Origin of the sequence: Pedobacter sp., from assembly GCF_046462515.1 — a bacterium.
GTDB lineage: Bacteria > Bacteroidota > Bacteroidia > Sphingobacteriales > Sphingobacteriaceae > Pedobacter.
In genome coordinates this window covers 96,074-114,857 of the sequence record NZ_JBKGVD010000005.1, presented here as the reverse complement: position 1 = coordinate 114,857, position 18,784 = coordinate 96,074, and the positions used below count along the sequence as shown (strand labels likewise).

22 protein-coding genes and 5 tRNA genes are annotated in these 18,784 nt (G+C 36.6%); 7 read left to right on the top strand and 20 right to left on the bottom strand.

The features are described 5' to 3' along the window. Nucleotides 1-26: 26 nt before the first annotated feature. The 15 genes from rplL to rpsU all read right to left on the bottom strand — a co-directional run bounded on the left by rplL (nt 27) and on the right by rpsU (nt 6,774). Complete coding sequence (gene rplL, locus ACLHG9_RS05530; protein ID WP_113638764.1) at nt 27-404, bottom strand: 50S ribosomal protein L7/L12; 378 nt, start codon at nt 402-404, stop codon at nt 27-29. A gap of 67 nt (nt 405-471) precedes the next feature. After that, entirely contained in the window at nt 472-990 is a 519-nt protein-coding gene (gene rplJ / locus ACLHG9_RS05525) for a 50S ribosomal protein L10 (protein WP_410220497.1), read from the bottom strand. A gap of 2 nt (nt 991-992) precedes the next feature. Next, nucleotides 993-1,691: a 50S ribosomal protein L1 gene (gene rplA, locus ACLHG9_RS05520; RefSeq protein WP_410220496.1), complete on the bottom strand. Its 699-nt coding sequence runs from the start codon at nt 1,689-1,691 to the stop codon at nt 993-995. Between the two features lie 23 nt (nt 1,692-1,714). Continuing rightward, nucleotides 1,715-2,158: a 50S ribosomal protein L11 gene (gene rplK, locus ACLHG9_RS05515; protein WP_243360758.1), complete on the bottom strand. Its 444-nt coding sequence runs from the start codon at nt 2,156-2,158 to the stop codon at nt 1,715-1,717. Between the two features lie 140 nt (nt 2,159-2,298). Beyond that, nucleotides 2,299-2,841: a transcription termination/antitermination protein NusG gene (nusG, locus tag ACLHG9_RS05510; RefSeq protein WP_243360756.1), complete on the bottom strand. Its 543-nt coding sequence runs from the start codon at nt 2,839-2,841 to the stop codon at nt 2,299-2,301. 14 nt (nt 2,842-2,855) lie between these two features. Further along, nucleotides 2,856-3,044, bottom strand: a complete 189-nt coding sequence (gene secE / locus ACLHG9_RS05505) for a preprotein translocase subunit SecE (RefSeq protein ID WP_243360754.1) — start codon at nt 3,042-3,044, stop codon at nt 2,856-2,858. Between the two features lie 17 nt (nt 3,045-3,061). Beyond that, nucleotides 3,062-3,132, bottom strand: a tRNA-Trp gene (locus ACLHG9_RS05500). Nucleotides 3,133-3,186: 54 nt separating this feature from the next. Next, the gene (tuf, locus tag ACLHG9_RS05495) at nt 3,187-4,374 is read right to left on the bottom strand and encodes an elongation factor Tu (protein WP_243360752.1); all 1,188 of its coding nucleotides are present in this window, start codon (nt 4,372-4,374) and stop codon (nt 3,187-3,189) included. A 121-nt stretch (nt 4,375-4,495) separates the two neighbouring features. Next, nucleotides 4,496-4,567: transfer RNA gene (locus tag ACLHG9_RS05490), tRNA-Thr, on the bottom strand. Between the two features lie 79 nt (nt 4,568-4,646). After that, nucleotides 4,647-4,719: transfer RNA gene (locus tag ACLHG9_RS05485), tRNA-Gly, on the bottom strand. Between the two features lie 62 nt (nt 4,720-4,781). After that, a tRNA-Tyr gene (locus ACLHG9_RS05480) sits at nt 4,782-4,864 on the bottom strand. A gap of 41 nt (nt 4,865-4,905) precedes the next feature. Further along, nucleotides 4,906-4,978, bottom strand: a tRNA-Thr gene (locus ACLHG9_RS05475). 232 nt (nt 4,979-5,210) lie between these two features. Beyond that, nucleotides 5,211-5,558: a ribosome hibernation-promoting factor, HPF/YfiA family gene (gene hpf / locus ACLHG9_RS05470; protein WP_410220495.1), complete on the bottom strand. Its 348-nt coding sequence runs from the start codon at nt 5,556-5,558 to the stop codon at nt 5,211-5,213. A 14-nt stretch (nt 5,559-5,572) separates the two neighbouring features. Further along, nucleotides 5,573-6,460, bottom strand: a complete 888-nt coding sequence (locus ACLHG9_RS05465; RefSeq protein WP_410220494.1) for a tyrosine-type recombinase/integrase — start codon at nt 6,458-6,460, stop codon at nt 5,573-5,575. A 119-nt stretch (nt 6,461-6,579) separates the two neighbouring features. Beyond that, the gene (rpsU, locus tag ACLHG9_RS05460; protein ID WP_410220493.1) at nt 6,580-6,774 is read right to left on the bottom strand and encodes a 30S ribosomal protein S21; all 195 of its coding nucleotides are present in this window, start codon (nt 6,772-6,774) and stop codon (nt 6,580-6,582) included. Between the two features lie 257 nt (nt 6,775-7,031). Between rpsU and ACLHG9_RS05455 the strand changes: the two genes are divergently transcribed. Continuing rightward, complete coding sequence (locus ACLHG9_RS05455; RefSeq protein ID WP_410220492.1) at nt 7,032-7,409, top strand: PleD family two-component system response regulator; 378 nt, start codon at nt 7,032-7,034, stop codon at nt 7,407-7,409. Here the strand turns inward: ACLHG9_RS05455 and ACLHG9_RS05450 are convergent. Together ACLHG9_RS05450 and ACLHG9_RS05445 are read right to left on the bottom strand one after the other, a co-directional pair. Beyond that, complete coding sequence (locus ACLHG9_RS05450) at nt 7,406-7,621, bottom strand: DUF1456 family protein (RefSeq protein ID WP_410220491.1); 216 nt, start codon at nt 7,619-7,621, stop codon at nt 7,406-7,408. The two genes, ACLHG9_RS05455 and ACLHG9_RS05450, sit on opposite strands and share 4 nt — an antisense overlap. A 44-nt stretch (nt 7,622-7,665) precedes the next feature. Next, the gene (locus tag ACLHG9_RS05445; protein WP_410220490.1) at nt 7,666-8,973 is read right to left on the bottom strand and encodes a DEAD/DEAH box helicase; all 1,308 of its coding nucleotides are present in this window, start codon (nt 8,971-8,973) and stop codon (nt 7,666-7,668) included. A gap of 222 nt (nt 8,974-9,195) precedes the next feature. Here ACLHG9_RS05445 and ACLHG9_RS05440 point away from each other — a divergent pair, with 222 nt between their 5' ends. Beyond that, the gene (locus ACLHG9_RS05440) at nt 9,196-9,669 is read left to right on the top strand and encodes a ribonuclease H-like YkuK family protein (protein ID WP_410220489.1); all 474 of its coding nucleotides are present in this window, start codon (nt 9,196-9,198) and stop codon (nt 9,667-9,669) included. 18 nt (nt 9,670-9,687) lie between these two features. Here ACLHG9_RS05440 and ACLHG9_RS05435 read toward each other — a convergent pair whose 3' ends face one another. Further along, nucleotides 9,688-10,641 (bottom strand): TIGR01212 family radical SAM protein, encoded by a 954-nt coding sequence (locus ACLHG9_RS05435; RefSeq protein WP_410220488.1) that lies wholly within the window; start codon nt 10,639-10,641, stop codon nt 9,688-9,690. 104 nt (nt 10,642-10,745) lie between these two features. On the opposite strand from ACLHG9_RS05435, the gene ACLHG9_RS05430 reads away from it, so the two are divergent. The 4 genes from ACLHG9_RS05430 to ACLHG9_RS05415 all read left to right on the top strand — a co-directional run bounded on the left by ACLHG9_RS05430 (nt 10,746) and on the right by ACLHG9_RS05415 (nt 14,917). Further along, nucleotides 10,746-12,368, top strand: a complete 1,623-nt coding sequence (locus ACLHG9_RS05430) for an ABC-F family ATP-binding cassette domain-containing protein (protein ID WP_410220487.1) — start codon at nt 10,746-10,748, stop codon at nt 12,366-12,368. A gap of 254 nt (nt 12,369-12,622) precedes the next feature. Continuing rightward, the gene (locus ACLHG9_RS05425) at nt 12,623-13,252 is read left to right on the top strand and encodes an ABC transporter ATP-binding protein (protein WP_410220486.1); all 630 of its coding nucleotides are present in this window, start codon (nt 12,623-12,625) and stop codon (nt 13,250-13,252) included. Further along, the gene (locus ACLHG9_RS05420; RefSeq protein ID WP_410220485.1) at nt 13,249-14,469 is read left to right on the top strand and encodes an ABC transporter permease; all 1,221 of its coding nucleotides are present in this window, start codon (nt 13,249-13,251) and stop codon (nt 14,467-14,469) included. The genes ACLHG9_RS05425 and ACLHG9_RS05420 overlap by 4 nt, the downstream gene beginning before the upstream one ends. A gap of 4 nt (nt 14,470-14,473) precedes the next feature. Then, the gene (locus ACLHG9_RS05415) at nt 14,474-14,917 is read left to right on the top strand and encodes a hypothetical protein (RefSeq protein ID WP_410220484.1); all 444 of its coding nucleotides are present in this window, start codon (nt 14,474-14,476) and stop codon (nt 14,915-14,917) included. A 66-nt stretch (nt 14,918-14,983) separates the two neighbouring features. Here the strand turns inward: ACLHG9_RS05415 and ACLHG9_RS05410 are convergent, their stop codons facing one another. Continuing rightward, entirely contained in the window at nt 14,984-15,490 is a 507-nt protein-coding gene (locus ACLHG9_RS05410; protein ID WP_410220483.1) for a peptidylprolyl isomerase, read from the bottom strand. A 10-nt stretch (nt 15,491-15,500) separates the two neighbouring features. Further along, nucleotides 15,501-17,513 carry a thioredoxin domain-containing protein gene (locus tag ACLHG9_RS05405; RefSeq protein WP_410220482.1) on the bottom strand — a complete coding sequence of 671 codons (2,013 nt, stop codon included), beginning with the start codon at nt 17,511-17,513 and terminating at the stop codon, nt 15,501-15,503. A gap of 115 nt (nt 17,514-17,628) precedes the next feature. Here ACLHG9_RS05405 and ACLHG9_RS05400 point away from each other — a divergent pair, with 115 nt between their 5' ends. After that, nucleotides 17,629-18,726, top strand: a complete 1,098-nt coding sequence (locus tag ACLHG9_RS05400; RefSeq protein ID WP_410220481.1) for a mandelate racemase/muconate lactonizing enzyme family protein — start codon at nt 17,629-17,631, stop codon at nt 18,724-18,726. Nucleotides 18,727-18,784 lie beyond the last annotated feature (58 nt).

Below are 18,784 nucleotides of genomic sequence, written 5' to 3'. Positions count from 1 at the left end.
CTTAGAGTTTCGCTATAATTAAGGGATTACTTAATCTCAACTACAGCTCCAGCTTCTTCTAATTGTTTTTTAAGAGCTTCTGCTTCGTCTTTAGCAACACCAGCTTTTAATTCTTTAGGTGCACCGTCAACTAGATCTTTAGCTTCTTTCAAACCTAAACCAGTTAAGTCTTTAACTAATTTAACAACTGCTAATTTCTGACCACCAGCATCTTTTAAGATTACATCAAAAGATGTTTTCTCTTCAGCAGCTGGAGCATCGCCACCAGCAGCAGGAGCAGCAACAGCTACAGCTGCAGCAGCAGGCTCGATGCCATACTCGTCTTTTAAAATTTGAGCTAACTCATTAACTTCTTTAACTGTTAAGTTTACTAATTGCTCAGCAAACGCTTTTAAATCTGCCATTTTATTAAGATTTTAAAAATTTACGTAAAAATAATTTTGTTTAAATTTTGCGAACTTAAGGTGTTCGTTAACCTCTTTCTTGTAATGTTTTAACAATACCTGCAAGTTTACCACCGCTTGATTGCAATGCCGATAGAACATTTTTAGCTGGCGATTGTAATAGGCCAATGATTTCTCCAACAAGCTCTTCTTTTGATTTCAAGCTTACTAAAGCATCTAATTGGTTATCTCCAACAAAGATTGCTGTATCAACATAAGCTGCTTTTAAAATAGGTTTATCAGATGTTTTTCTCAAGGCTTTGATCAGCTTAGCTGGTCCGTTACCTACTTTAGAAAACAATAATGCTGATTGCCCTTTTAAAGCAGGGAAGATCTCTTCTGTGTTACCTTCTAATCCTTCGATCGCTAATTTGATCAAGGTATTTTTAGCAACTTTCATCTCGATCCCGCTTTCGAAACATTTGCGGCGGATATTATTTACATTCTCAACAGATAAGTTAGCAGTATCAGCAATATAGAAATTGCCATACTCCTTAATTTTCTCTTGAAGTGTTAAAACTACTTCTTGTTTTTCTTCTCTGTTCATAATTAGATCCCCACTACTGTTTTAGTTTCAATTGCAATGCCAGGACTCATTGTCGAAGAAACGTGAATGCTCTTGAAATAAGTTCCTTTAGCAGCAGATGGTTTTAATTTTGAGATGGTTTGAAGAACCTCCAAAGCATTCTCATATATTTTCTCTGCCGAGAATGATACTTTTCCGATTGAAGCGTGGATGATACCAGTTTTGTCAACTTTAAAATCAATCTTACCACCTTTTACATCAGTTACAGCTTTACCAACTTCGTTAGTTACTGTACCTGATTTAGGATTTGGCATTAAGTTACGCGGACCTAAAACCCGTCCTAACTTACCTACTTTTGCCATACATGCAGGAGTAGTGATGATAATGTCAACATCTGTCCAACCGCCTTCAATTTTAGCCACATACTCGTCTAAACCTACGTAGTCTGCTCCCGCTGCTTTAGCTTCTTCTTCCTTATCAGGAGTTACTAAAGCCAAAACGCGAACAGTTTTACCGGTACCATGAGGTAAAGTAGCAATACCTCTAACCATTTGATTTGCTTTACGAGGATCAACACCTAAAGCTACGTCAATATCAACTGACGCATCAAATTTGGTCATGGTAATCTCTTTTACCAAAGCAGCTGCATCCTTTAAAGAATACAACTTACCGGCTTCTAGTTTAGCGTGTGCTATTTTTTGATTTTTTGTTAACTTAGCCACTGTTGTAAACTGTTTTTTGTGAATTAATTAGTCCAAGGTGCATCACCGCTAACAGTGATACCCATACTGCGAGCTGTTCCAGCTACCATTCTCATAGCAGCCTCAACGGTAAATGAGTTCAAGTCACTCATTTTATCTTCAGCAATCGCCTTAACTTGATCCCAAGTCACCGATCCAACCTTTTTACGGTTAGGTTCAGCAGAACCACTCTGTAATTTAGTAGCTTCTTTTAATTGGATAGCTACCGGAGGGGTTTTGATGATAAAATCGAAAGACTTGTCAGTATATACAGTAATCACAACCGGCAATACCTTACCAGGCTTATCTTGGGTACGAGCATTAAATTGCTTGCAAAACTCCATAATGTTAACACCTTTAGCACCTAATGCAGGTCCTACCGGTGGCGATGGGTTTGCCGCTCCACCTTTGATTTGTAATTTAACAAGTGCACCGACTTCTTTTGCCATTTTCTAATTTGTTAATTGTAATACTCAATGTTAAATTTGGAAGCATGTAACATTTAAGACTTTTTATTCCTATAAAACAAAAAGGACTGCAAAGATATAAATTATCTCGCAGTCCCACAATACTTTCTGAAAATTTTATTTTATTCTTTTTCTACTTGCATATAGTTAAGTTCAAGTGGCGTTTTTCTACCAAAAATCTTAACCATAACTTTCAATTTTTTCTTCTCTTCGTTAACTTCTTCGATGATACCGCTGAACCCATTGAAAGGTCCATCCATTACTTTTACGTTTTCACCAACATAATAAGCAACACTCATGGTCTCACTTTGTTGGCTCATCTCATCAACCTTACCTAAAATACGGTTAACTTCTGCTTGGCGCATCGGTATTGGATTTCCGGCATTATCTCCTAAGAAGCCAATAACACTATTGATACCTTTAATTACGTGCTCTAGCTCTCCATCCAAAGCAGCTTCTATTAAAACATATCCCGGATAATAGTTACGTTCTTTTGCAATCTTTTTACCATCTTTCATTTGGTAATATTTTTCCATAGGAATTAAAACCTGTGGAACCAAATGTGTAATGCCCAAACGATTGATCTCGGCATCGATGTATTGCTTTACCTTCTTTTCCTTACCACTTACAGCTCTAACTACGTACCATTTTAACTGATCGTTCATTTGCCGAAATAAATTTAAATTGATTTATAAAAAGTATCTAATACATAGTGCGAACCTTTATCCATTGCAAAAATAACAAGTGCAATAATTAAAGAGGCAACTAAAACGAGTACTGCAGAGTTTTGTAGCTCACCCCAAGTAGGCCAGGTAACCTTTTGGGTCATTTCTTCGTATGATTCTTTAATAAACTGAACTACTTTCATATTTATTTGATTATTTGCACGGGAACAAGGATTCGAACCCTGATCAAAGGTTTTGGAGACCTCTATTCTACCATTGAACTATTCCCGTGTATAAAAAAGAGCTAGCTTTAACCAGCTCTTTTTATATGTTTATAGCTTAAGATTAAGCTAAGATTTCAGTTACCTGACCAGCACCTACTGTTCTACCACCTTCACGGATAGCGAAACGTAGACCTTTTTCCATCGCGATAGCGTTGATCAATTTTACTGTGATTGTAACGTTATCACCTGGCATAACCATCTCAGTACCTTCAGCTAGTGAAATCTCACCAGTTACGTCTGTAGTACGGAAATAGAACTGAGGACGGTATTTGTTGAAGAACGGAGTGTGACGACCACCTTCTGCTTTTGATAATACGTAAACCTCAGCTTTGAAAGTAGTGTGAGGAGTTACTGAACCTGGTTTACAGATAACCATACCACGACGGATATCAGTTTTCTCAATACCACGTAACAATAAACCTACGTTATCACCAGCCTCACCATAATCTAAGATTTTACGGAACATCTCAACACCTGTTACTGTAGATTTCAAGTTCTCAGCACCCATACCTAAGATCTCAACTGGATCACCAGAGTTGATTACACCACGCTCGATACGGCCAGTTGCTACTGTACCACGACCAGTGATTGAGAATACGTCCTCAACTGGCATCAAGAATGGAAGGTCTGTTAAACGTGGAGGGATTGGAATGTAGTTATCTACAGCGTCCATAAGCTCCATAATTGAATCTACCCATTTAGGCTCACCGTTTAATGCGCCTAATGCCGATCCTTTAATTACAGGGATATCATCTCCAGGGAATTCGTAGAATGATAATAATTCACGAACTTCCATTTCAACAAGCTCTAATAACTCAGGGTCATCAACCATGTCAACTTTGTTCAAGAAAACTACCAACGCTGGTACACCTACCTGACGAGCTAAAAGGATGTGCTCACGAGTTTGTGGCATAGGACCATCAGTTGCAGCAACTACAATGATAGCTCCGTCCATCTGAGCAGCACCTGTTACCATGTTTTTCACGTAATCCGCGTGACCTGGACAGTCAACGTGTGCATAGTGACGGTTAGCAGTCTGGTATTCTACGTGTGAAGTGTTAATTGTGATACCACGCTCTTTTTCTTCAGGAGCAGAGTCAATTGAGTCAAATGAACGAACTTCTGATAAACCTTTATCAGCTAGAACTTTAGTAATAGCTGCAGTTGTAGTTGTTTTACCGTGGTCAACGTGACCGATTGTACCGATATTTAAGTGCGGTTTGCTACGGTCAAATTTCTCTTTTGCCATTTTTGTATACTATTAGTAGGTTAAATTTTTTATTTATTATTGTTAAAACACAATCTTAACACAAAAAACCTTGTTTAGTCTGTACATTTTTTTTTACAGATTAACAAAGCTGTTTATTTTGAGCCAAAGATGGGACTTGAACCCACGACCTCTTCCTTACCAAGGAAGTGCTCTACCGCTGAGCTACTTCGGCTTTTTTCTCTTCTAAGCAGCAGCATTTAACTATAGTTAAACTTACTACTACAAGTGCCAACTGCCCATCTTTATTTTTGAGCGGAAGACGAGGTTCGAACTCGCGACCTATAGCTTGGAAGGCTATCGCTCTACCAACTGAGCTACTTCCGCTTTTTGATTTACGATTGAAAACTCATGATTTACCCTGAAATCTACAATCTAAAATCTATTTGTGGGGAGAGAAGGATTCGAACCTTCGAAGTCTTGCGACAACAGAGTTACAGTCTGTCCCATTTGGCCACTCTGGTATCTCCCCCCTTTTATCCACAACATTATGAAACGCTGTAAAATAAAAAGAGCCTCCTATCGGAATCGAACCAATGACCTACTGATTACAAGTCAGTTGCTCTACCAGCTGAGCTAAGGAGGCTTTTATTTTTATGTGGCGCAAAGATATAAATAAATTGTTAATTACAAACTTTGCTCACTTTTTTTTCATTTTTTTCTCTTCAGAGAACTAACTCGTTTCTTTCAAGACAATGCCCTTTCGGAAACGGATTGCAAATGTACACAAATATTTTTTTGTTAAAAATTTATTTTAAAAAAAAGTTGATGAATTTTCATTCATCAACCTTATTTAACTGTATTTAAACAGCATTTATCTAATAATCAGCCATTTGATCTGAGTTCAATATAGCTTTATGTTCACTTAATTTTATTCTGGTTTTATCTTTATGTTTATTGATCTGCTTTCTTAACGATTCTATTGCTAAATCTGTTGCTTCTTCAAAGCTCTTGCACTGCTCTTTTGCAAACATTGTCATCCCCGGCACTATTAATTTAATTTCGGTAATTTTATTTGCTTCATCTTCTACATTCTCTAACCTTAAATAAACCTCACCTCCAATAATCTGATCAAAAAACAAATCTAATTTGTCCACTTTTTTCTGAATAAACTCTAATAATTTTTTGTCAGCATTGAAATGAATTGATTGAACTCTGATTTTCATTTTTCCTCCCTTTTTTATGCCTTTGGATGGGCTTGTTTATATATAGATTTTAATCGCTCTATTGAATTATGGGTATATACCTGGGTTGCTGCTAAGCTTGCATGCCCCAGTAGCTCCTTTATTGCATTTAAATCGGCACCCCTGTTTAACAGGCTTGTAGCAAAACTATGCCTCAAAACATGCGGGCTTTTTTTAGTTTGTGTAGATATTAAACTTAAACACGCATTTACAATCCGGTAAATTAACTGAGGATAGGCCTTTGCTCCTTTGTTGGTTACGATTAACCATTCATTACGAACCGGAAATCCTTGCATGTTTTTGGCTTTATTATAGTCTGCTATCGCATTTAATACATTAATATTTAACGGCACAATCCTTTCTTTGTTTCGCTTTCCTAATATTTTTACTGTATGGTTATAGTAATCTATATCCTGATCTTTTAACGAAATCAGTTCTGCCAGCCTTAAGCCTGTTCCAAAAAGAATTTCAATAACCGCTTTATCACGCAGACCTGTAAAACTGTTATCAAAAGCTAGTTCCTGATCTAAAAGCGTTTCCATTTTATTTTCTTCTACAAAAACAGGTAATTTAACAGATTGTTTCGGCGCTTTTAAAAGTTGAACAGGACTGTGCTCTATCCTGTTTTCTCTCAATAAGAATTTATAATAAGAACGCAAGGTTGATAGTTTTCTGGCTACAGTTGACGAAGAGATACCTTCATCTATTAAAGTTGCCATATAAGTTCTAATGTGTGTACTTTTTACTTCTAACAGATGAACGGCAAAAGTATTTGTAACAAAGCCTGAGAACTGAATAAGATCTGTATGATAGGATTGTGATGTATGAGATGAATATCTTTTCTCATGTATTAAATATTTTAAAAAATCTTCTACATACATCATCTCTCACGCAGATTTGGTTCAAGAGTGAATATACAAAAATTTTAATCAAAGTCAATAAAAACAAAAAAGCCTTTAGATTTGAAAATCTAAAGGCTTTTAAAAATTTTATATGGTAATAATTACGCGTTAACGTCTTTATTAAGACCCTGTACGTAAATCGCATGCTTAACTTCAGTACGACGAGTTACAGATTTTTTTTCAAACGCCTGACGGCTACGTAGTTCTCTTAAAACTCCTGTTTTTTCGAATTTCTTCTTGAAACGTTTTAACGCTTTATCTAATGATTCACCGTCTTTAATATTAATAATAATCATATCGTTGAAAATACCTCCTCTCGTTTTTTTATTTTTCTTGGGGCTGCAAATATATAAAAAAGAAATCTAAAATTAAATTTAGACAGAAAAAATTTATTGAATATCTTAGAGTTACGCATCCATTCTAAGGAATTACATTTCCTGCAAGAAGTTTTTTTTCAAAAAAAGAATAATTTCAAATTTTAAAAAATAAATTAAACTGATTTTTTTTTACGTTGTTATTAATACCATGAAACAAACTATATATTTGCTGCCGTATGAAAAAAATACTTGTTGTTGACGACGATGAAGATGTTTTAGAGACGATACAGTTAGTGCTTGAAATTGGAGGATATGATGTTGAGCCTCTTGACAATGCCGAACGTATTTTTGAAGCTATAAGCGACTTTGAACCTGACCTGATTTTATTAGATGTAGTTTTAGGGAAAATTGACGGGCGTTCTCTTACGCACCAGCTTAAATCTAGCATGGCATATAAACATATACCTATACTTCTGATGTCTGCTTTATATAATGAGCAGGAAATTTTAGCTTCTACAGAAACGGCTCCTGATGATTTTTTACCCAAACCGTTTAAGTTGGATAATTTCTTAAGTAAGATTGATCGCCTTACACATCAGGAAAACCCCAATTAAGCTTGTTTTTCTTCTTTAACCCCACGTTTATAAATTACCAAACCATTTAAAAAGTTACGTAAAATCTGATCTCCACATTTTTTAAAATTGGGATGGTCTTCTTTTCTGAAAATATCACCCAACTCGCTTTTGGTAACTTTAAAGTTTACCAGATTACATATTTCAATAATTTGTTCTGAAGTTAAAGAGAGGGCAACTCTTAACTTTTTCATAATTTCGTTATTACTCATTTTACATTATATATTATTGATCTTATTTAAATAGCCGGTTCAATCCTGATCTTTTTTTGCTTAATTTTTTCATCAGTTACAGACCTCAAAACTGCATCAACCTTATTTCTTTTTACAGCAACATAGGCATCATAATCTTTAACTTCAATTAAGCCAATATCATCTTTATTAAGCTCGGTTTTGTTTATTAATAAACCAACAATGTCTATTTTATTTATTTTATTCTTTTTACCTGCATTGATATGGAGTGTTTTCCAGCAAGGATCTTTCGGCCTTTTAGAATTAGCATCCAGATTTTCTTGTTCCATGTTGGGTTTTAAATAATCGATCTGCTCATCAGCAGTCAGAAAAAGGTAAGCATCCCCATCAGACTGCATACGTGCTGTTCTCCCATTACGGTGTATAAAGGCTTCTTCGGTTTTGGGCATCTGGTAATGAATTACATGCCTGATTTCGGGTATATCAATACCTCTTGACGCGAGATCTGTTGTAATCAAGATCTGATTACTGCCATTTCGTACTTTAAGTAGCGCTCTTTCTCTTTCATATTGCTCCATTCCCCCATGAAAAATATCATGCACCAAATCTTTATCAATCAAATAATCGCTTACGGCGTTTACCTCATCTCTGTAATTGCAAAATATAATAGCGGTTTGGTTGCCTATTTTACATAACAGCTTAAACAGCTTTTCATTTTTATCCGCTTCATGATGAAAGATAATTTTTTGCCTCAGCTTAGAGGAAGTGCCTTTATCTTCTAAAAAATTTAGCTCCTTTGGATCTGAAAGCTTTACAAAATCAGGGACATGATCTATTCCAGTGGCAGAAGTTAATATACTTTGTTTATTTTCAGGCAATCTTGCCAAGATATAGGACATATCACCTGCAAAACCATACTCCAAAGATTTGTCGAACTCATCAAGCACCAATAAACGGATGTTAAAGGCTTTAAAATTGCCGCTGCTTAAATGATCAGCCACTCGTCCGGGAGTACCCACAATTACTGCCGGTGCCTGAGAAAGATTATTTCGTTCTGTTTTATAAGCATGCCCTCCATAACAGCTGTTAATCTTAAAATCTGTAGTAATTTGTTTAAACACTGTTTCTATTTGCAGTGCAAGCTCGCGTGTAGGCACCAGAATTAAGGCCTGTACCCCAGAAACTCCATGCTGCAACTGCTTAATAAGGGGAAGTAAAAATGCCAATGTTTTACCGCTGCCGGTGGGCGAAAGCAAACATACATCATTACCTGCATTAAACACCTCCATTACTTTTAACTGCATGGTGTTTAATTGCTCTATTTTTAATTTGGATAAAATCTGAGGCAAATTCATTACATCAGCAAAGGTAGCGCTTTATTACAATAAGCGCTGCATTTTACATTTTACACAGAACCCCTACCTAGTAAAACAACCGCAGAACCGCAGCACATATCTTGTTGAAAAACAAGATATTGTTAAAAAATAAACCGCATTAAATTAATATATATTTAACAGCAACCATTTATTTTTATGTTATGCAGGTATAAAACAGAATCAATTTAAACTTATATAATTATGACTTGGAAAAAATTTAGTGGAGAACTCATCCGTTCAAGCATTTTAGAAGAAGTAGAACAGGCCATTATTCGTGAAACCCAAAATGGCTACAAACTGAAAGTTTGCATAGGAACAGACTCACAGGTAAAAAGCAATCACATCGATTTTGCAACCGTAATCGTACTGCTGAGAGAGCATCATGGTGGTTTTATGTACATCAGCCAAGACAAAGCGACCACTAACATGGGCATTAAAGAACGGATGTTATTAGAGGTACAAAAATCAATAGAAACAGCTTACTCTATTTGTGATCTGTTGGATATTTATGATGTAGCTCTTGAAGTGCACGCGGATATCAATACAAACCCTATGTTTAAATCTAACAAAGCATTAAATGATGCAATGGGGTATATTTTAAGCATGGGCTTTATTTTTAAAGCAAAACCCGAAGCTTTTGCCAGCTCTACCTGTGCCGACAAAATGGTTCATTAAGCTTTAGAACAACCTTTTTTAAGCCTTAGCCGTATAAGCAGAGCCTTGTACCACTCCCCTACGCTCAATTTCTTTATCTATATAAGTTTGTATAGCCGATTTGTTTAGCCCCCAGTTTGGCGCAATCAGCAAATCCCAATCAGAGATGCCGAATAAACGCTGTATCACGATATCCGGGCGAAGTAAAGGGATAAGCTCACACAACAAATCAGTATATTCTTCTAGTGTAAATAATTTAAAAGGCTCTCTCTTATATTTTACCCCCATTATAGAACCTTCAACAATGTGCAGATGGTGGAATTTCACAAATTTAATCTGAGGGAAACGATTGATTTCATGGATATAACCTTTCATCATTTCGCGGGTCTCCCAAGGAAATCCAAAGATGGTATGTACACACAAATCCAGTTTACTGTCTTTTAACAGTTCAACCGCAGCTACAAATTCTTCGTGGCTACAACCTCTGTTTATCTTTTCAAGTGTTTCATTGTAGATTGACTCCATCCCCATTTCCAGATCCACATCATACCTATCTGCGTAGCTTTCTAACAAGGCTACTTTTTCTGCATCAAGGCAATCAGGGCGGGTACCAACGGCAAAACCTACCACATCTTCTTTGTTCACAGACAAAGCCTCATCGTACATCATTTTTAAATAGTGTGCAGGCGCATAAGTATTGGTATTGGGCTGAAAATAAACAATAAATTTATCTGCACGGTATGAGGTTCTTGCCCTTCTAATCCCTTCTTCCAGTTGTTCGTTTATTGTCGGCAGTTTTCGCGATGGCTCGGGTGTAAAGCTATCTACATTACAATAGGTACATCCCCCATACCCCTTACTTCCATCCCTATTGGGGCATGTAAAACCTCCATCAACAATTACTTTAAATACGCGTTGTCCTTTATATTTCTCGCGTAAGTAATTACCATAATTCCTATATCCTTTAATTCCGCTATCTACCAGTGTTGCCATTGCCGCAAAAATACAAATGATTTGGCATATTATTATAAGTGGTTTTCTTTAAGGCTTTTATCCCTCAACCTTTTTCCGTACCTTTGCACTTTATTTTTTCAAGCATGATTTCAGTTTCAAATTTATCGCTGCGTTACGGAAAACGCACTCTTTTTGAGGAAGTTAACCTTAAGTTTACACATGGCAATTGCTATGGTATTATTGGTGCAAATGGCGCAGGTAAATCTACTTTCCTAAAAATTTTAAGTGGCGATGTTGCCCAAACAGGTGGTTCGGTAGCTATTACACCCGGCGAACGCATGGCTGTTTTAAAACAAAACCACTATGAGTTTGATGAATTTACTGTAATTGAAACCGTAATGATGGGCCATAAACAGCTTTATGACATCATGAAGGAAAAAGATGCCATTTACATGAAAGAAGATTTTACGGAAAAAGATGGCGAACGTGCCGGAGAATTGGAAAATCTTTTTGCGGAAATGGATGGATGGAACATGGAAAGCAATGCTGCTACCCTGTTAAGCAATCTTGGCATTAAAGAAGAATTCCATTATAAAACTGTAAAAGAATTAGATGGTAACCAGAAAGTACGTGTGTTATTGGCACAGGCTTTATTTGGCAATCCTGATATATTGATACTGGATGAGCCTACCAACGATTTAGATATTGATACCATTGCCTGGTTAGAAAACTTTTTGGCCGATTATCAAAATATTGTTTTGGTAGTGAGTCACGACCGTCACTTTTTAGATGCGGTATGTACGCACATTGTAGATATTGATTTTGGTAAAATGAGCATTTATACCGGTAACTATACCTTCTGGTATGAAAGTAGTCAATTGGCATTGAAGCAACGTGCCGACCAAAACAAGAAACTTGAAGATAAAGTAAAAGAATTACAAGAGTTTATCCGCAGGTTTAGTGCTAACGCGAGTAAATCAAAACAGGCAACTTCACGTAAAAAAGCTTTAGAGAAAATAGATATCAGTGAAATCAAAGCTTCTAACCGTAAATACCCGGCCATTATGTTTAACAATGGCGCAAGAGAAGCTGGCGACCAGATTTTACAGGCCGAGAACTTAACCAAAGTAGTTAATGGCGAAACGCTGTTCAAAAATATTACTTTTATGGTTAACAAAGGCGATAAGATTGCCGTTATCTCTCAAAATAGCTTAGCTACTACTGCATTCTACGAAGTTTTAAACGGTAATGATAAAGATTACAGCGGCGAGTTCAAATTTGGTGTAACCATCAGCTCTGCTGATATTCCAAATGATAACGCTAAGTTTTTTGAAGGTAAAGATGAAAATTTAATCGACTGGCTAAGGGAATATTCGGGAACTGAAGCTGATGAACAATTTGTTCGTAGCTTTTTAGGACGTATGCTATTTAGCGGAGAAGAAGTATTGAAGAATGTTAAAGTACTTTCAGGAGGTGAAAAAATGCGCTGTATGTTCTCTAAAATGATGCTACAGCAGGCCAATTTCTTAATGTTTGATGAACCTACCAACCACTTAGACTTAGAATCTATTACAGCTTTGAACAATGGCATGAAAGATTTTAAAGGAACTATCTTATTTACCTCACGAGATCATGCCCTTACAGAATCTGTTGCCAATAGAATCATCGAAATTACGCCAAATGGGGTAATCGATAAATTGATGACTTACGATGAGTATATCAGCAACGAAGAGATTGCCAAGCAAAGGGCCGAAATGTATAAATAATTAAGAAGGGGCTGTCTAAAAAATTAGTCGTCACCCTGAATTCATTTCAGGGTCTGCTTGTAGTGATACTATAACAATGTTTCAGATTCTGAAACAAGTTCAGAATGACGAATTTCAAGACTTTTTAAACAGCTCCTTTTTCAATAAAACCTCCATCTTTCATCGTATTTCAAGCATCGAAGTAGCAAATACTTTACACGCTTTACATTTTTTACTTTGATACAATAAATTATTTTTGTGACAAGGCTAAAAAAATGATCAAAATAAAAGATATAAAGCATCAATACAGCAACAATCATGAGATTGTTTTTAAAGACTGGCAAATCGAAAATAACCAGCAGTGGTTGCTTTTAGGAGAATCTGGCAGCGGAAAAACCACCCTATTACATATTTTAACAGGTATCTTAAAGCCTACGCAGGGAAGCGTCAAAATCGATAGCACCGAAATTTACCAGCTCTCGCCTAAAGCATTAGATCAGTTTAGAGGTCAGCATGTGGGCATCGTTTTTCAAAAACCTCATCTTTTAAAAAGCCTTAGCATTACAGAAAATCTCCAGCTTACACAGAGCTTAGCCGGTTTAGCGGTAAATACCAATCGTATAGATGAAGTGTTGGATTCTTTAAATATCTTATCTAAAAAGAACAGCAAACCCGATCAGCTAAGTCAAGGGCAGTTGCAACGTGCATCTATTGCCCGTGCTGTATTAAACAGACCTACCCTGCTCATAGCTGATGAACCGACTTCGAGTTTAGATGATAAAAATGCACGAGCTGTGCTTAACCTGCTCTTAGAACAATCTCAATTAAATCATACCACTTTGGTTATTGCAACGCACGATCAAAGAATTAAAGAAGCATTTACAAACACCTACAGTTTATCATGAGCCCTTTTAAATTAAGCTGGAAAAATTTATGGTCTAAACCCCTAAATGCTACATTGAACATTCTTTTGATAACGTTCGGTACTTGTATTTTAACCGTACTTCTACTCGCATCTACTCAAATAGAGCAAAAACTGGAGAACAATTCAAAAGATATAGATTTAGTTGTTGGGGCCAAAGGCAGTCCTTTGCAGCTCATTCTAAGCAGTATCTATTACATTGATTTCCCTACCGGAAATATTCCTTTGAAAGAAGCGAATGAACTAGCTAAAAATCCATTTGTAAAACGAGCTGTCCCTCTCGCTTTAGGCGATAATTACAATGGCGTACGCATTGTTGGAACCGACACCAATTATATAGGTCTTTATAAACTTAAAATTAAAGAAGGTAAGTTTTGGAAAGAAGATATGGACGCTACCATTGGCGCTACAGTAGCCAAAGAGCAAAATCTTAAAGTTGGCGATACTTTTTATGGTGGACACGGACTTACCGAAATGAGCGACCAGCATAAAGAACATGCCTATAAAGTGGTAGGTATTCTGGCTCCTCAAAGAAATGTAACCGATAACCTGATCTTAACCAATGTAGCCAGCATCTGGCATATGCATGATGAAGGAGAGGCGCATGTACATGAAGGCCATGACCATGCTGATTTTAAAAGCGAACAAGAGACAGAAGGTAAAGAAATTACTTCTTTACTCATCCAATACCGTTCTCCCATGTCGGTAGCTATGTTTCCACGGATGGTAAACCAAATGACCAGTTTACAATCTGCCAGTCCAGCAATGGAAAGCACACGCTTATTTTCTTTAATAGGTGTAGGCGTTGATACCTTGCAATGGTTTGCGGTATTGATCATGTTGGTAGCGGGCATAAGCGTATTTGTAAATTTATACAATTCTTTAAAAGAGCGCACTTATGATTTGGCTGTAATGCGTACTTTAGGTGCGTCAAGATTAAAACTATTTATCATCATTATTTTAGAGGGCTTGATTTTAACTGTTATAGGTTCTTTAATAGGGCTAGCCGTTGGACATGGAATTTTACAGATCATAGGTTCTTACCAGGAAAGTAGTCAAGCACGCTTAACCGGACTGATTTTTTTACCACATGAGGTTTATCTTTTATTAATTGGACTAGCCATTGGTATATTCGCTGCTATTATTCCGGCTATACAGGCTTATCGTTCAAACATTTCAAAAATTTTAGCAAAAAACTAATATCATGAAAAAACTCGCTTTTTTATTTTTAGCATTTATCGGCCTTGGCATACAGGCAAAAGCACAACACGATCCAAGTGATCAAATCCTGTCGGCAAACTGGGATATTATTGGCTCAGTTGATTTTAAAACCGTTAAAGAAACCGAAATGTATGCCATATTTGGTAACGAGATTAAAAAATATGCAAACAAGCCCTTTGAGCTAGAAGGCTATATTGTTCCTATAAAAGATGGAATGAAACAAACCAAATTTATGCTATCTACCTTACCTATAAACCAGTGTTTTTATTGTGGGAAGAATGGTATCCCAATTATGGTACATGTAGATCTGGTTGAACCGGTAAAATTCACCTATCAAACTATTAAAGTTAAAGGTATATTAAAACTGAGTACAGCCAACGCAATGGATCAGCCTCCGGTAAGTTTAGTTAGCGGCAAGGTACTTTAACTTAAAGTTCATACCATAAAAAAAGCATCACTAAAGTGATGCTTTTTTTATTTATAAGAGATTGAATTAGTGTCCAGAATGGCCATCTATACCGTGCGCATGACCGTGACTTAATTCATCTTCTGTTGCTTGTCTTACATTTAGAATTTTACCTGAGAAAATCAGATTTTTACCTGCCATAGGGTGATTTAAATCTACTGAAATAAATTCTTCATGAACACCGGTTACACCTGCACGGAATTGATTTCCCTGATTATCCTGTAAAGGAATTACATCACCAACATTTGGCAATTCACCTCCAGCTTCTTTAAACATAGTAATTGGCAAATCAACATGGGCAGCCGGATCTATTTCTCCATATCCTTCTGATGGAGATAATTCAAAATTATATTCATCACCTGCTTTAAGGCCGCTTAAATGCTCTTCAAATTTAGGCAGCATCATGCCTACTCCATATAAAAATACTAACGGATTTTCATCATTTGCTTTTTCTACGAAGACCTGGTTACCCTCAGGGGTGGTAGTATGCAGCTCATAAGTTAAAGCCACAACGCTGTTTGAACTAATATTCATTCTTTTTAATTTAATTAATATAATTAACCGCCTCTTCTACTGTTTCTACAGGAAGCTGACAGGTCTTATTTCGGCAAATATAGATTTTTGTTTCGTCGCTTTGCTTATCTTTTAACAAAGGAAGTGTAGAATTTGTTCCTCCCATCCTAATTTTGTTAGGAATATAAACTTTTGAAAATTCAGCTCTTACCCCCTCAATATCTTTACCTGCAATAGCTATTTCATTAATTCCGTATATTTCATTTAAAAGCTGTATGCACCAGTTTGAATAGCCCGAACCATAATTTTTGATACGTGGCAGCACAGATTTAAGCATAGCCGCCGCTTTTTCGGCATATTCATTTTGGTCAAAATATAAAGCCAGTTTTTGGAGATTTTGTGCCATAACAGAATTAGATGCCGGTATTACATTATCCATCACCTCGTGTTTACGTGCAATCAAAGCTTCTTCCATTTTATCAGTATAAAAGAACATCTCGGTTTCATCATCTGCAAAATGCTCCGTTACATAATCAGTAAGGTTTAATGCTTTTTGTAGCCATTTTTCATTGAAATCATATTCATATAGGGCAATTAATGCATCAATAGTAAAGGCATAATCATCTAAAAATCCGTTGATACTTACTTTTCCTTGTTTGTAATTTCTGTATAATCCACCTTTGCTGGTGGCCAAATTCTCCAGTATAAATTCCATTGCGCATTTAGCCCAGCCATAATATACCGGATAGTTGAAAACATATGCCGCATCTGTCAATGCCTTTATGGTCATCGCATTCCAAGCTGTAAGGCATTTATCATCCAATCCTGGTCTTACTCTTTTATTACGTACACCCTGTAATTTTGCTTTCGCCAATCCCACTTTATCATTCAGGGTTTCTTCATCTATACCAAATTGCTCCATTAAAGCTTCATCAGCTCTTACTCTACGCAAGATATTAGTTTCCTCTTCCTCCCAATTACCTTGTTCTGTTACATTAAAATAGGCCGACAGGAGTTCAGTATCTTCTCCCACTACCTCATCAAATTCTTTTTTATCCCACACATAAAATTTGCCTTCTATGCCTTCGCTGTCGGCATCCAAGGCCGAGTAGAACAATCCACTCTCATCCATCATTTCATTAAATAACCAGTCTATCGTTTCAATAGCAATCTGTCTAAAAGGTTTATGCTTTAGACATTGATAAGCTTCTGTATAAAGGCTCAATAGCTGCGCATTATCATACAACATTTTTTCGAAATGAGGAACATGCCATTTATCATCAACCGAATACCGGGCAAAGCCCCCTGCAAGATGATCGTAAATGCCCCCCATCATCATTTTTTCTAAAGTGTTCATAGCGGCATTAAATATGGATTGATTTTCTGCTAAAAAACCATAACGTAACAAGAAAGCCCAATTATTGGGTAAAGGAAATTTAGGTGCTCTGTTATAACCTCCGTCTGTTATATCAAAACTACGCTGCCAAGGTGCTACAATTTTTTCTATTTGCGTAAGTTCAAAGATGATATCTTCTTTAACCGGAATAATTTTCTCTGCCTGATGCACACCTTCTATTAATCTTTCGGCATATGCTGTTGCTTTTGCGGGTTGTTCTTCCCACATTTTAGCCAAATTTAATAGAATATTTATCCAGTCGCTTTTCCTAAAATAAGTGCCTCCATAGACGGGCTTCTGGTCAGGGAGGCAAATCGCATTTAAAGGCCACCCTCCATTACCGTTCATAAGTTGAACAGCCAGCATATAAACCTGATCTATATCAGGTCGTTCTTCCCTATCCACCTTTATACATATAAAGTGCTTGTTCATTACTTCAGCAACTTCATAATTTTCAAAACTTTCACGTTCCATTACATGGCACCAATGGCATGCAGAATAACCTATGCTTACAATAATAAGCTTATTTTCATCTTTGGCTTTTTGCAAAGCTTCCGGCCCCCATTCATACCATTCAACAGGGTTATAAGCATGCTGTAATAGATACGGAGAAGAGGCGTGTATAAGGTTATTGGCCTGTTTTGACATGGAATAAAGGTAGGGTTTTATGTTTTAGATACTAAACTTTTGTTATTTTACTTATTTTCTTGATTAATAAACAAAGTCGTAATACCTTTAGGTTTGCCAAATTACAATTTATACAATGAAAATTACGCATACCGAGATCTACCGTTTTAGTATTCCGATGGAGCCTTTTGTAATTGCAACAGGCACTATGGAATTTGCCCAGAATGTTTTTATAAGAGTATATACCGATGCTGGAATTTATGGCGTAGGTGAATGTTCAGCTTTTCCGATGATTGTAGGCGAAACACAGGAAACTTGTTTAACCATGGCTAAAGATTTTGCCAGTATCTGGAAAGGAAAAAATCCTTTGGAGATTCCAGAACGTATGCAGGATCTCTTAGCTTATGCAGATCACAATGCTACCATTAAAAGTGCATTTGATATGGCTTTGTTTGATATTTCGGCAAAATATGCTAAAAAACCTTTATACCAGTTCTTGGGTGGCCGTAAAAAGGTAATTGAAACTGATATGACCATTGGCATAGATACTCCTGAAGGAATGGCTGCTACAGCGCTGAAATACAAAGAAAATGGCTGCCGGATCATTAAGATTAAATTAGGTAAAAAAGTTCATGAAGATATAGAACGTGTAAGACAGATCAGAAAGGCTGTGGGCAGTGACCTTACTTTACGCTTAGATGCTAATCAGGGATGGAGTTTTGATGATGCTGTTTTTGCATTAGGCGAATTAGCTGATCAGGACATCGAATTTTGCGAGCAGCCTATGCGTACATGGTTTGACGACAGGTTGCCTGAATTGGCTTTGAACTCGCCCATAAAAATCATGGCCGATGAAAGCTGCTACAATCATCATGACGCGAGAAAATTATTAAATTCAAAATCCTGCGAATACATTAATATAAAGTTTGCCAAATCTGGAGGTATTTTAGAAGCTCAGAAAATACACGAAGAAGCCCTACAACGTGGCGTAAAATGTATGATTGGCAGTATGATGGAAAGCAAAATTGCTTTAACCGCTAATCTACATTTTGCATTAGCAAGTTCTAACGTAGTATTTTTTGATTTAGATACTTGTTTGCTTGGGCATCTGGTTGACCCAACTACGGGAGGTCTATCTTACGACGGCTACATTTTAGATGTACCCGATACCATCGGAATTGGTGCCGATGCTAAAGAAGATTTTCTTGCAGGCTGTGAGAAATGGGTAATTTAACCTTCTTTTTAAGCATCATATCTCCTTAAATTTTATGGATCAAATTCAAATTATTATT